This is a genomic window from Candidatus Saccharibacteria bacterium oral taxon 955 (genome assembly GCA_010202265.1).
GTDB lineage: Bacteria > Patescibacteriota > Saccharimonadia > Saccharimonadales > Saccharimonadaceae > Saccharimonas.
Window position 1 is genome coordinate 64,204 of sequence record CP047918.1, and the last position, 13,212, is coordinate 77,415.

General features: G+C 46.6%; 16 protein-coding genes. 14 read left to right on the forward strand and 2 right to left on the reverse strand.

What is annotated here, in order from left to right; genetic code table 11:
- Positions 1–58 precede the first annotated feature (58 nt).
- The 8 genes from GWK75_00325 (at position 59) to GWK75_00360 (ending at position 5,753) form a co-directional block, all read left to right on the forward strand.
- Positions 59–496, forward strand: coding sequence for a dUTP diphosphatase (locus GWK75_00325; protein QHU90922.1), 438 nt, complete (start codon positions 59–61; stop codon positions 494–496).
- Complete coding sequence (locus GWK75_00330) at positions 474–848, forward strand: hypothetical protein (protein QHU90923.1); 375 nt, start codon at positions 474–476, stop codon at positions 846–848. The genes GWK75_00325 and GWK75_00330 overlap by 23 nt, the downstream gene beginning before the upstream one ends.
- Positions 849–853: 5 nt before the next feature.
- Positions 854–1,807 carry a hypothetical protein gene (locus GWK75_00335; protein QHU90924.1) on the forward strand — a complete coding sequence of 318 codons (954 nt, stop codon included), beginning with the start codon at positions 854–856 and terminating at the stop codon, positions 1,805–1,807.
- 77 nt (positions 1,808–1,884) lie between these two features.
- A complete protein-coding gene (locus GWK75_00340) occupies positions 1,885–2,625 on the forward strand; it encodes a hypothetical protein (protein QHU90925.1) in 741 nt (246 codons plus the stop codon).
- Positions 2,626–2,717: 92 nt separating this feature from the next.
- Positions 2,718–3,320 carry a hypothetical protein gene (locus tag GWK75_00345; GenBank protein ID QHU90926.1) on the forward strand — a complete coding sequence of 201 codons (603 nt, stop codon included), beginning with the start codon at positions 2,718–2,720 and terminating at the stop codon, positions 3,318–3,320.
- 35 nt (positions 3,321–3,355) lie between these two features.
- Entirely contained in the window at positions 3,356–3,928 is a 573-nt protein-coding gene (locus tag GWK75_00350) for an HAD-IA family hydrolase (protein ID QHU90927.1), read from the forward strand.
- 2 nt (positions 3,929–3,930) lie between these two features.
- Entirely contained in the window at positions 3,931–4,809 is an 879-nt protein-coding gene (gene mutM, locus GWK75_00355) for a bifunctional DNA-formamidopyrimidine glycosylase/DNA-(apurinic or apyrimidinic site) lyase (protein QHU90928.1), read from the forward strand.
- Between the two features lie 5 nt (positions 4,810–4,814).
- Positions 4,815–5,753, forward strand: coding sequence for a hypothetical protein (locus GWK75_00360; protein ID QHU90929.1), 939 nt, complete (start codon positions 4,815–4,817; stop codon positions 5,751–5,753).
- Between the two features lie 55 nt (positions 5,754–5,808).
- Here GWK75_00360 and rpsT read toward each other — a convergent pair whose 3' ends face one another.
- A complete protein-coding gene (gene rpsT / locus GWK75_00365) occupies positions 5,809–6,162 on the reverse strand; it encodes a 30S ribosomal protein S20 (protein QHU90930.1) in 354 nt (117 codons plus the stop codon).
- A 159-nt stretch (positions 6,163–6,321) separates the two neighbouring features.
- Here rpsT and GWK75_00370 point away from each other — a divergent pair, with 159 nt between their 5' ends.
- From GWK75_00370 to rpsO, 4 genes are all read left to right on the forward strand, one after another.
- Complete coding sequence (locus tag GWK75_00370) at positions 6,322–8,136, forward strand: hypothetical protein (protein QHU90931.1); 1,815 nt, start codon at positions 6,322–6,324, stop codon at positions 8,134–8,136.
- A 56-nt stretch (positions 8,137–8,192) separates the two neighbouring features.
- Positions 8,193–8,855: a tRNA pseudouridine(55) synthase TruB gene (gene truB, locus GWK75_00375; protein QHU90932.1), complete on the forward strand. Its 663-nt coding sequence runs from the start codon at positions 8,193–8,195 to the stop codon at positions 8,853–8,855.
- A gap of 12 nt (positions 8,856–8,867) precedes the next feature.
- Positions 8,868–9,569, forward strand: coding sequence for a hypothetical protein (locus GWK75_00380; GenBank protein ID QHU90933.1), 702 nt, complete (start codon positions 8,868–8,870; stop codon positions 9,567–9,569).
- Between the two features lie 91 nt (positions 9,570–9,660).
- Positions 9,661–9,927, forward strand: a complete 267-nt coding sequence (rpsO, locus tag GWK75_00385; protein QHU90934.1) for a 30S ribosomal protein S15 — start codon at positions 9,661–9,663, stop codon at positions 9,925–9,927.
- 30 nt (positions 9,928–9,957) lie between these two features.
- On the opposite strand, the gene GWK75_00390 is transcribed toward rpsO, so the two are convergent.
- Complete coding sequence (locus GWK75_00390) at positions 9,958–11,871, reverse strand: hypothetical protein (protein ID QHU90935.1); 1,914 nt, start codon at positions 11,869–11,871, stop codon at positions 9,958–9,960.
- Between the two features lie 192 nt (positions 11,872–12,063).
- On the opposite strand from GWK75_00390, the gene GWK75_00395 reads away from it, so the two are divergent.
- Both GWK75_00395 and GWK75_00400 read left to right on the forward strand, forming a co-directional pair.
- The gene (locus tag GWK75_00395) at positions 12,064–12,528 is read left to right on the forward strand and encodes a hypothetical protein (GenBank protein QHU90936.1); all 465 of its coding nucleotides are present in this window, start codon (positions 12,064–12,066) and stop codon (positions 12,526–12,528) included.
- Positions 12,525–13,118: a hypothetical protein gene (locus tag GWK75_00400; protein QHU90937.1), complete on the forward strand. Its 594-nt coding sequence runs from the start codon at positions 12,525–12,527 to the stop codon at positions 13,116–13,118. The genes GWK75_00395 and GWK75_00400 overlap by 4 nt, the downstream gene beginning before the upstream one ends.
- Positions 13,119–13,212 lie beyond the last annotated feature (94 nt).

Genomic DNA, 13,212 nt, shown 5'->3' on the forward strand with positions numbered 1-13,212 from the left:
GTTGTGAATAACCGTCTTCTTGTATAGAGATTTAGCTGTAAGCATATAGGGGGAGTGCATGAAAGTTGATATCAAGATTTTACATAAAAACGCCAGTCAACCGGCCTATCAGACTGAGCAGTCAGCGGGTATGGATTTAACGGCACAAATTGATGAGCCGGTCAAAATCGAACCGCATGGTCGCGTGATTATTCCGACTGGAATCGCAATTTCACTCCCCGTTGGATATGAGGCTCAAATCAGGGGCCGGAGTGGTATGGCGGCAAAATTTGGTATCACGCTGGCGAATGGTGTTGGCACGATTGATGCTGATTATCGTGGTGAGATTGGAGTAATTTTATTAAACACAAGTGACCAATCGTTTGTGGTCGAGCCAGGGATGCGTATTGCACAGATGGTAGTGACTAGCTATGAGCGTGTTGAATGGAACGAGGTTGGACAGCTTGATGAAACGGAGAGGGGGTCGGGCGGTTATGGCAGCACGGGACACGCGTAGTATCAAGCGGTTTCTTGAGCAGCTGAATCATGTGACGATTGCTGTGATTGATGATGTTGGTAAACCCTGGGCCGTACCTGTAGGTGTCCAATCTTATCGGGGCGGAAAAATAGAGTGGTTTAGTAAGTTAAAAACATCACACAGTAGAGCGATCGATAGGAGTAATGAGGTGATGCTGATGGCATTTACGGCAAAGGATGATGTGTTTGGTGAGTTTGGCTTCTATGCACGCGCCAGGGCACAAAAGATACTTACACTACCGGGGATAGGGCGTTATCGTGCGGAAATATATGAGGCTTGGTACACTGACAGTAGATATAAGAAAATAGCAATTGATATCGAGGACTTATAAAGCGCGTGTTTCACAAAGTTAAGCATCATTGGAGACGTTTTCGTCCACGATACCGTCGACACAATAAGCGTTTTCGACATCGTGATTATGCGGTCGATAAAAAACATATGACACAACCAGTCGATGTAGCGTTTGTGTGCAGTAGTACGGATTTTTTTGATTGTGTCGAAGAGGAGGTAGTGTCGCTTTTACAACGTCGCCCAGAGATACACGCGCTTGATGGAGATATTGCGAGACTAAGAAAGCGCTTTGATCGAACTGGGTCGCCTCATGATGGTGCAGTGGCGCTACTTGCACAGGTGCCGTGTGCTGTCCTTGCCCAGCTACAGATGGATCGATTTCCCAATGGTTACTCCAACAAACAAGAACGACTCTACGAGTTGATTGATTTTAACGATACGTTAGTTGCGACAATTCTCGCTATGGATGATGCAGAGAGGGTGCAGTTTAGCGGGCGCATGAAACAGTCGGCGGATCGAATATGTAAACGTGTCGGTGCACCATGCTTTACTGGAGAACAATGGACGGCGATAGTTCGTGGACTGACCCGTGAGGTTGCGGTGTACCTGGCGGCTCAAGAGTATGGGTTTAATGTGTTCATGACCGACCGGACTCACGATGCACTGGGGATTGATATGCAGGTGCAAGATCCAGAGTCGGGGCGATACATTAATATAGATGTCAAAACACCAAGCTCATTTCGTCATCGTATGGAGCAGTTGGTGCACGAAAAGCGTTTGACAGAACGGGAACTACTTATTGGCGATCGGGACAGCTATATTGTTGAACGTAACGGCCATGGCGATAAAAAGGTAGAGGTTGTTGTTTTGTGTATTCTCCCTGACTTATTTGGAGATCTTGCTGATTGGAGATTCGTTGATCCTGAGCCAATGCGAGAAAAGCTTAATCAGCTTATCCGTGACCACGGGCTGCATGACGGACGCTTCGGTGCTTCGTAAGTAAACCACTTGCGTTTTTTTCAGGTAGAGAGTATATCTCTAGATATAAGACCAATGATATACAAAGGAACGTTATCGTGAAACAGACACATGAGGGCGTTTGCGCTCTCGGCGAACAGGTTGATTACGGACAGGATGAGGCGGAACAGGCGTATTTAGCTTCTTGTATGGAGGTGGCGGCAAAAGTGCGAGGTAATCCACGACGACGAGATATCCTTGATCGGTTTATCACTGGCGATATCCATAAATTCAAAGGAGGTGAGCTCTCAATCACGTTTGGGAACCGTTATGATGCTGAAAAAGGTGAGTGGGTATCGGATGAAAAGGTGTTTTGGCATGATCACGGAAGCTTTGTGGATAGAGAGGGTGCAATGTACAAAGTGCGCACTGACGACGAGGGTGTCGGTCAAGTTTATGTTTCTCCAGTTGACGAGAGGGGAGACTATATTGACTGCATCCACCCCTATACGTACGACTGCTATATCGGGCCACATAGCATTGATGTGCGTGTAGATTTTGTCAACGGGACGCATCATGCGCCACCAACCAATACAATCACAGAGCAAAAGCTTCAGGCTAAAGATGGTCTGGATGTTATGGTGCCACGCCATCAGGCGGGAACTATTTTTGATGAGCGTCGTGACAGTATTTTGCTCCGTAAGTATGGAGATGGGCATATTGAGGGGATTATCCACGACTCTGAATCTGGCGAGGTGAGCCAACTATTTTCTCCTAATGATATCAAGGCGGCGATCGCTATGCTTGATGAGATGGATGCCGAACTAGAGGAGTTTGTCGCGTCGCAAGACGAGGCATAGTGGATTTTGCCTAGCGTACAGTAAATTGTATAGGTTGAGTGTAGGGTGTAATTTCATTGACAAATATTGTTTGATGTGGTATTATTGCTAGTATGTATAGAGGATCAGGACCGCGGATTGTTCCACTGATTGTAGCTGTGCTTGTTATCGCATTTGTGATTGCAGGCTTGGTTATGGTGGGTCGTATGATATTTAGTGGTGATAAACAGTCGAATGGCGATAAAAAGAATGGTCCAACACTTGTAGACTCGGTACTAAATCAAGACGAAAGTCGTAGTGTCCGCTGGACAATTCGTGGGCCAATTGTGGCTAATGAAAAGTTCAAGAGTTACCAGATCACGGTTAGTCCAAGTGAGCGAACTTTTGTGACTTATTCCGGTTATCTGGACGACGTTATAGATACAAAGAAATATAGTAATAATAAACAAGCCTATGAGCAGTTCGTATATGCGCTAAATAACGCTAATATTACTGCGACACATGCGGCAAAAGATGCAGATTTTCGAGGTGTTTGTGCGACTGAGGGGATCGCATATATGTTTGAAACGCTGAATAATCGATCAGCTGATCAGTCTATATGGAGTACTAGTTGTAGAGACTCAAAAGGTACGATGGCAGCAGACCCACTCAAGATACATGCTTTGTTTGTCAACCAGATCCCAGAGTTTAAGTCGCAGTTCAACGAAATCTACTAGTAGCCAGGCAACAAGATACCACGTATACTATAAATATGATACGTGGTATTATTTTTGATTGTTTTGGGGTGTTATACGGCAGGGCCGTTGATGCGATACGAGAGCTTTGTCCAGACAAGTATCAGCAGGAGCTTAGCGACTTAAACAAGCAGGCTGACCACGGATTTATTTCGGGTCGAGAATATATCGAGGGAATCGCAGAAATTGTTGGTAGGACGACTGGTGAAATCAGGGAGATTCTGGATGAACGTCATGTGCGAAACAGCGAGCTTTTAGCGTACTCTCAATCACTGCGAGATCACTACAAGGTTGGCTTGTTGAGTAACGTGTCCAGCGGAACGCTTGATGAGCTTTTCTCGCCTGAGGAGCGGAGCAAGCTTTTTGATGCTGTCCTTTTGTCGTACGAGGAACACCTCGTAAAGCCAAATCCAGAAGTATTTCGAATTATGGCGCAGCGTATGGGGCTTAGGCCGGAGGAGTGTGTGATGATTGATGATCTAGAAGAAAATTGTGAGGGTGCAGAGGTTGCTGGTATGCAGAGCGTGCAACACATCACTAATGCATATACGAAAGAGATGATGTCAAAAATACTACAAGAGACTAAATAATTATGCCTGAACTGCCAGAAGTTGAAACAATTTGTCGTGGATTAAGGCGTCTCATCGTTGGTAAGACGGTAGCGAGCGTTCGTAATTACGATAGTCCAAAAAGCTTTCCAAACGACCCTAACACAGTTGAACAATTTTTATGTGGCGCAAGGGTTTCGTCGGTGTCACGACGAGCAAAGGTATTACTCATCGACTTATCTAGTAAATATACACTTGTTGTGCATCTCAAGATGACGGGGCAGCTGGTTTTTCAGGGTAGTGAGCGGTGGGGAGGTGGTCATCCGAGTGACTCGTTTATCAATACTCTGCCAGATAACACCACTCGAGAGCATATCGAATTTACTGATGGATCAAGGCTGTATTTTAATGATTTACGTAAGTTTGGCTGGATGAAGCTGATCCCGACAGATGAGGTCTCGAGTATTAGTTTTATGCGAAAGGTTGGCCCAGAGCCGCTAGATGATTCATTTACGAGTAAGGAATTTATCCCGCGGATCCGGCGACGCAATGGTACGACAGTGAAAGCAGCGATACTCGATCAGACTGTTTTGGCGGGAGTGGGTAATATTTACGCCGACGAGTCTCTCTGGTTAGCCAAAATTCATCCAGCGACACGTGTTCGTGATGTGTCAGATAGGCAACTCACTGAGCTCTTGACTCACATAAAGGCAGTGATGACGCTTAGTATCGAGCACGGTGGTAGCACCGACAGAAACTACATAGACGCAGAAGGCAACAAGGGGAGCTATCTCACTTTTGCCAATGTATTTCGTCGCGAGGGGCAGGCATGTCGGTCTCATCCAGATGTTGCTATTGAGAAAATCAAAGTGGCCGGTCGTGGTACTCATGTTTGCCCAGTGTGTCAGCCTATGCAAAAATAGAAACAATGATTTATCTTGTCCTGGGAAATAATACATATCGAGCAGAGCAGGAGGTGGTGACGCTTGAAAAAAAGCTTGGGTTGGTGCATGAGCAAATTGATGCTAGTACGCTAAGTCTGAATAATCTAGCGGATATTATTAGGGGCGGAATGCTATTTAATACTAAGCGATTAGTTGTAGTGTCGGGGTTATCGGCGCAAAAACCACTGTGGGATAAGCTCGCTGAGTGGGCGTGTGATGTATCGGATGATACGACACTCGTACTTATTGAATCAAAGTTGGATCGTCGAACGAGGTCTTATAAATTGCTCATAAAGTCGGCGACAGTGATCTTGGCTAATCGATGGCGCGATAAAGAGCGTGGGCTTGCCGAAGAGTGGCTTTTAAAGTTTGCAAAAGATCGGGGCGTGAAGTTATCGTCTGTTCAGATTAAAAATATGGTAGAGCGGTCTAGGGTGGCGGTTGAGGGTGAGAGCTATCTAGAAATTGATCAGCATATGTTGGCGCGAGCTGTTAAATCATTAGATTTGCTTGACTCGGTGACGGACGAAGCGATTGCGACAGTGCTTCCCCCAGCGGCTCAAGATACAGTTTTTGATCTATTACAATTTGCGACACGCCGTGACACGGGGCGTATGATGTCTCTTCTAACAGAACTGCGTCTAAATGAATCACCTCATCGGGTGTTCGCGCTTCTTGCGACACAATGGGCGCAGTTGGTTACGTTGAGCTTAGGGGATAGTTCGTCGGCTACGATGGCGGCTGAACTAAGTATTCATCCGTTTGTCGCCCAGAAACTTCATAAACTGGCGGGGGAGTATACCTATGGTCAGTTGCGCCGTATCACGACACTCGTAGCTGATATTGACGCTGGTATGAAGCTGTCGCAGTTTGATCCGTGGGACGGTATTGAACGTTTCTTGCTTGGCGTTAGTTTGCGATAAAAAACGCTCCCCAGATGTAGCTGTGGGAGCGTTTTTTTGAAAGTTGAAAAACAAACTATTTTTTAGTGGTAGCAGTTTTTTTTGCTGGTGCCTTTTTGGTGCTGGTCTTGGTGGTTGAGGTTGATTTAGCGACTGGTTTTGTAGCCTTTTTGGTTGCCGAGAGCTTAACGCCAGCTTCTTTAGCAACCTTTGCGAGGCTGGATTTGCGACGGCTCGCAGTTGCTTTTTTTAGAAGACCCTTCTTGACTGCGGTGTCAAGCTCGCTCTGAGCGGCACTCAAACCTTCGGCGGTTGGTTTTGCCATAAACGCTTTTGTTGCAGTCTTGATGTCGCGCTTGATGCCAATATTGCGCTCACGACGCTTGGCAGTCTGCTTCATACGTTTGATAGCTGATTTAATGATTGGCATAAATTTCCTTTTCCTCGTGATTAGCCTACTATTTCTAGTCAACGGTTGATTATAGCCTATATACCCCTGTTTGTAAAGTGGCAGAAATCTATTGACGAACGCAAACTACTTATGGTATAGTGACCCCAGAGTCTCATAGAAACAAAAACAGGAACCACCATGGCTGAATCAAACGTAGTGAAGCAAATTGTCGATAAGATTAAGGATAGTAGTAATATCCTTGTTACCGTCAATACCAACCCATCAGTTGATGAACTTTCTGCTGCGCTTGGTGTTACGTTGGCAATTAACAAGCTCAACAAGCACGCTACGGCGGTGTTTAGCGGTGAAATACCGCCAGCTATAGAGTTTTTGAATCCAGAAAAGACGTTCGAAAATACAGTCGATAGCCTGCGAGATTTTATTATTGCTCTCGATAAAGAAAAGGCCGACCACCTACGATACAAGGTGGTTGACGATATGGTGAAGATTTTTATCACGCCTTATCGTACGACAATCAATGAAAATGATCTTGATTTTAGCCAGGGGGATTACAACGTTGAGACGGTTCTCGCGATTGGTGTGAAGACCGAAGCCGACCTTGACCGTGCGCTTGAAAGTCACGGCAGAATCCTCCATGATGCAACCGTTGCGGCTATCTCTTTGGGTGAGCCGACAAATCTTGGCGGAATTGAGTGGGCTGATAAAAATGCCAGTAGCTATAGCGAGATGCTCTATATGTTGGCTGATAGTCTAAAAACCGACAGAAATATTATTGATGAACAGATTGCTACTGCATTTTTGACTGGTATTGTAGCTTCGACCGATCGGTTCTCAAATGCAAATACCTCCTCAAAGGTTATGACGGTTGCGGCACAGTTGATGTCGGCTGGAGCAAATCAGCAGCTGATTGCAACGAAACTGGAAGAAGAGCATAAGATATCTTCATCTGCTGATGGGTCGGATGGAGAACTCAAAGAGGGTGAATCCAAGAAAATAGAATCTCCAAAAAAGACTCCAAAGAAAAAGGCGCAGGAGTCTGACGGAGCGATTGGCGCGTTATCTATCTCTCATGTACCTGAAGGCTCACTTGACGAGGTGACTAGAAAGATCGGCGAAAAGAAGTCTAACGAGGCGCTCAACACCACCGAAGAGGCGCTTGCGCGTCGAACCAGTGAGATTGCAACAAGTAGGCAAGAGGATGCAGCAAAACTAGCTGAGACGAAGCTTGTAGAACAGCTGGCTGCGTCTCAGCAACTGCCTCAAGTTCCGTCAGTTGAGGCTATCCAAAGAGATATCGCTAATGCGCGTCCAGACGGTTCAGTACCTACGTCAGTTATGCCGCCCGTTGTGCATGGTGCTGTAGCGACAGATCAGTTACGAAAGGTGCGAACAGATGAAAAAGCAGAAGAACCGAGTCTTGGCGGAACGTTAAACGCGACAACCGAGCAGGCCGAAGAGGATAAACGTCGACAGATAGAAGACGACCGAAACCGTACGATATTGACACACGGCACACCATATACGTCAGCAGCACCAGCATTTCAGTCACCGTTAAATGCTACGACTGCCATGCAACAGGATGCCGAGCCGAAGGTTCGTGATATTTTTGCCGAGAATAGCCAAACTTCGCCAACCGATCACGGAGCAACAGTTCAGCCTACTGTACCAGTAGCACCAGCACCTACGCTCGCTGAAATTGATGCTAAGAATCGCACTGACTATACTGAAGCGCGGGCGGCAATTGATGCGGCACTAAATACGGCTCCAGCTCCTGGTGACACTGCCCAAGCGGGTCTACCGCCACTTCCGCCGTTGCCACCGATGCCTGACTTCTCGACACTTCCACCGCTTCCTGGCGGAGGAGCGCCAGCGACAACCTCAGTTCCTGATACGCTTGGTGATGTACTGCCACCGGCTCCAGTTGACGCCACGGTTCCTCAGGCGCAGGCGGTCTCGTCCGATCCGTCGCAGTTCCGTATTCCCGGGCAGTAGAAACCGAGTAACGTCATAACGCTCTTTTAGGCTGGAGGATTTGTTACAATGAGCGCATGGATAAGGTGCTGTTCATTGATAAACCGTCGGGAATGACTAGTTTTGGTGTCGTTGCACGTATTCGTCGGGTTCTTAGCAAGCAAGAAGGTAAGAAAGTTAAAGTCGGTCATACAGGTACGCTTGACCCATTTGCGACAGGGCTGATGATTATTGTCGTGGGCAAGGAGTGTCGTAATGCCGGCCACTACACCAAGTTAGATAAGGTATACGAGGCAACAATTACTCTCGGACAGACAAGTACAACAGGTGATCCAGAGGGTGAGGTAAATATTTATCAGCCTGAGGTTATCGTACCAACCCGTGAGCAGGTCGAGAGAGTCTTAGAGAAGTTTACGGGTGAAATTAGACAGCGACCACCGATATTTAGTGCGATTAAGATTGATGGTCAGCGGGCTTACAAGCTGGCGCGTGACGGCAGAGAGATTGAGATGCCAGAGCGTAAGGTGTTGGTTTATTCGCTTGAGCTAGTTTCGTACGTATATCCTGAATTAAAAATTCGCGTACACGTATCTAGCGGTACATATATCCGTAGTCTAGCAGTTGATATCGGTGAGGCGCTTGGTACTGGTGCATACTGTAGTGGGTTAAGGCGGACTAAAATAGGTAAATGGGACGTTGACGATGCAAGCCAGCTAGAAGAATTCGGAATAACAAACTAAAAGGAGGAGTATATGGATATCAAGCTTTGTAGTGGTTCAACGATGTTAAAGATTTCGACCAATGGTGGATACGTCACTAGTTTATCAGATGAGTTTGGTGATATTTTGTTTCCAAAACAGACTCTAACGACGACCGACGGTGCTGAAAAAACTCGAGGCGGCCTACACGTTTGTCTTCCAAATTTTGGACCTGGTGGAGCGAGCGGTCTTGGCCAACATGGCTATGGTCGAACGAGCGAATGGGCGATAAAGAGTCAGTCTGAGACGTCTGTAGAACTTGTTCTAGCTGGAGTGGGTGAATATATGAGTATGGAATCATATTTAACCTATAAAGTGCTTGAGAGAGGCTTTACGGCGCAATTAAGGCTAAAAAATGGAGGAGATTTACCTCTAAAAGTTGCGCCAGCCTTTCATCCATACTGGTGTCTTGATGGTAAAGCGCCGGAAGTGAACGGGGTTTATCATGATGATCTAGCGAAATTTAGCGAGGCACAGTTTATCTCGGGAGATACTGTTCGGCTGAAGTTGGCAAGTCGTGATCTAGTCCTGAAATCAGACGAGCTCAATCAGTGGGCGCAATGGACAGATCAGCTGGGAGATTACCTCTGTATCGAGCCGAGCCAGAGTGGTTTTTCCTTTGATGAGGATATCTCGCGCGCTGATATACTTGGGGCTGGAGAAGAGCTCAAGTATTCATTTACGGTGACATGGTAGACGTAAGCTAGCTTTGAGATTAGGTCACGGATAAATAGTGGGCGTGTATTAGGCTTGAAATATTAGAGGTAGCCTTGTATAATTACTGACTATGATATCAAAGGATAACAAAGCGAAAGCGATTGCTTTGACTCAGGTCAACAAAAATGATGTCGGTAGCCCACAGGCTCAGGTATCAATTTTAACGGCTCGTATCAAAGAGGTGACTGAACATCTCAAGACCAACAAGCACGACCATATGGCACGACGCGGTCTGATTCAGATGGTAGGGCGACGAAAGAAGCTCCTCAAATACCTTGAAACGACTGACTTTGAGGCATACAAGGCCACGCTAGAGAAATTAGGCTTGCGTAAATAGCCGATAAAAAACCGCCGTTGGGGCGGTTTTTTAGTAGACCAAAACTGCTTGGCGATCTGGGTCGCGGGCAATATTAGCGTCAACTGCGCCCCTAGACCAATAGCTAGTGGTTCCGCGTAGCGGATCGTTGACCCAGAATCCAAGTGGCGACGTAGGTTCACCTTTCACTCCAATTACTACGGTAGCGTGACCAGTCTGATTCATGATACGAGTAGCGCCAGATGGAGTTTTCCAGGTGACGTTACCCGTCGCGCGAAAGGAGCCAAACATGATGACTGGCGTGCCGTTATGTATCTGATGAGCGATCCAGCTACTGGTAATGCCGGTGGCATAGCTGGCGTTACGACCGTAGGCACGAGCCGCTCTGGCGACAGGTGGTGCATCTGGGCCGGCGGCCGTCCAGTCAGCGATGGAGCCGTCTATACTACCGACAAACATGGTTTGTGGGTCGTCCCAGGTCGGCGGGTCAGTGCTTGTATCGGCGGGTCGAGGATTATATCCCATGGCGTTGACTAGTCCTATTTCGTCGCTACTAATACCTCGATAAGCAAGTATCATTCTGAGTGATGCTGCCGTGCAGGTGGCTTTATGTTGTTGACGAAAGGCGGGTACGGCTAGTTTGACTGTACGAATCTCAGTGGTAAAGCTGAGTGAATAAGCTTGATTGGTCGGTATTCCAAAACTGGCATTGGTAACTCCTGCGCTCATCGTTGCGGTAATATGCTTCTGAAAGCCAAGGTTATTGACGGTTACAAGTAGTGTGTTCCCACGCCATGCTTTACCCACAATTTGCCCAGATGAGACGGAAAATCTTTGCTCTGCAGAGGTGTGGTCAACTGGTCGGCTAAAAGTAAAGGATATCGTTTGACTAGCCTGGGAAAGTTCGTTGCCGCCACGCGGACTCATGCCCACTACGGTGACTGGTCCAATAGTAGAGAAGCTTCCACTGATGTCGTTTTGCAGGATTCCACCTTCTTTACTTCTCAGACCCTTGGCGATCGAGAAGCGGTAGGTAGTATTTGGTGTGAGGTTTTCTGGAGTAAATACATAGGTGGTTTCGTTTTGCCAACTGCCCTTGCCAGGGAGGTCAAATGTGATGTTCGCGCTTGACTGGTCAATTGCCTGGCCAAAAGTGATCGGAATATTGTCGTGTTGATCGATGTTGCCTCTGGTGGTGGGCGAAGTCATAGACGGCTCGGGTGCAGTGTGGATAGTTTTTTTGACGAGAGATTCATCATTTTTTGAGTCGTATACCTCAATTGATATGTCGGTGTTGTGGGGCAGGATAGAGGTTGGTTTCCAGGTGAATACTTTGTCATCTTTTATCGACATAGTAGTGTTGATGGCTGGTGTAGTTCGAAGTTCTAGCTTTCGAAGTTGACGGTTTTCTGAGGTGAGCGTTACGGAAAAAGACGTGTCAGATGCGACCACCTGACCTTCTTTCCAGCTCAGGACACCAGCGTCAACTAGTTGAGGTGCTTTTTCGGTGGTGAACGATATCGTGGGTAGCGATAGTGGCTGACCAAGTAATCGTTTGGCGTCATGAACCGTTACCTTGTAGGTTGTGTCTTCCTTGAAGTATTTTCGGGGAGTAAATGTTAAGGTGGCATTCTCAGATATATTGGTCTGAGTAAATTTCCACGAGCCTTCGATGGCTGGTGAGATTGTTATTTTTGAGGTGTCAATCGGCTGAATGTGTTGAGTTAGCTTAAAAATAACTGGTTGATCAACTTTAATATTTTGGGCTGTGTATACGACGTTGACCGCTAGGCTAGTGCGACAAATAAAGTAGGCGAGGCTAGTAACGATAATAATGGCTACCACAAACGCAAAAACATACCATTTGTGGGCACGCAAAAAGCTAAAGATAGACTTTAGCTTGTCTTTGAATCGATGTGAGTTAGCAGATTTTTTGGCGTTTTTCTCTGTCTGCTTGGTGGGCATATCGCCCTCCGTATAATGCTTACATACTAATTAACCAGTATATAAACAATAGCATTTTTCAACTCAATATACAACAGATCTAAAAGAGGGTAGTCGGTGTGTGGGGTGGTCTGCTATACTGGTATTAAATCGTCACATCCGGACGAGCCGGATCAATGACTCTCTAATGATAACTAAATGCGGAGCTATTTTATGATGCAGGAAATATACTTATTGCCTGAGGATCGTGCGTATGCTAAAAAGCGGATTGTCGCGCTTGAGAATATGATTCAAGATCTGGGGGCAGACTTTAACGATGCGTTTACTCAGAGTAGCGAAACTTGGCACGATAATTCGCCCTTTGAGGCGGTGCGCGACAAACAGTCGATGTATGGGGCGGAGCTTAGTCGTCTCAGGACACTTATTCGGTTATCAACTCTAGCGCCACCGCAAAAGAAGCGCGGAGTGGTCGGCGTGGGAGATATTGTTAAGCTGGATAGCGGAGCAACTTATAGAATTGCTGGAGACTGGACACATGTAGCTGGGCAAAAATGTGATGGTGTAGTGTGGATAAGCTCAAAAACACCGATAGCGACAGTCTTATTGGGAAAAAGGGTAGGAGATCAGGTTGAGGTTGTCGGTAAAATATATAAAATAACCGATATAATACCATCATGAATAAGTTAATATTTGCGACTTCTAACTCTGGAAAAGTCGCTAGTTTACAGAGATATCTAGACTCTGCTGGCGTTAGGGTTGAGGTAGTCGGACAGTCGCTTGATATTATTGAGATTCAGGCTGATACGGCACTTGAGGTTGCACGGGCAAAGGCTACAGAAGCCTATCGTCGGCTTGGTTGCCGGCTGGTGGTTGATGATAGTGAGCTAAGGATTGTCGCGCTCAATGGCTTTCCTGGTCCCTATCAAAAGGCTATGACCGAAAAGCTGGGACCTGAAGGTTTTGTGAGGTTACTTCAGGGTTACGATGATCGCCGAGCTTACTTTATTAGTAACTTGATATTTGTTGATGACAGCGGTAGGCAGTATGAATTTAGTGATGATCCATACTGGGGTGAGATTGCAGATGTAGTAGATCAGACTGAATGTGAAGATGCCTGGGGCCCGCTCTGGAGGATTTTTATACCAAGTGGTCTAGATGTCCCCATTTCCCAGCTCAGTAGGGCTGAGTTTGAGGCCTACAACAGAGCGAAGGACGATGGTGATGCATATAGGAAGTTTGTTGACTGGTACAAGGATAGGTCGGTCTAAAAAAGTATCGGTGTGGTGCTGGCCGTCGGGCAACCTAGTTGCATATTACTATAAAATATGCTATAATCAAAGGACTGATGGATTCTGTTGATTA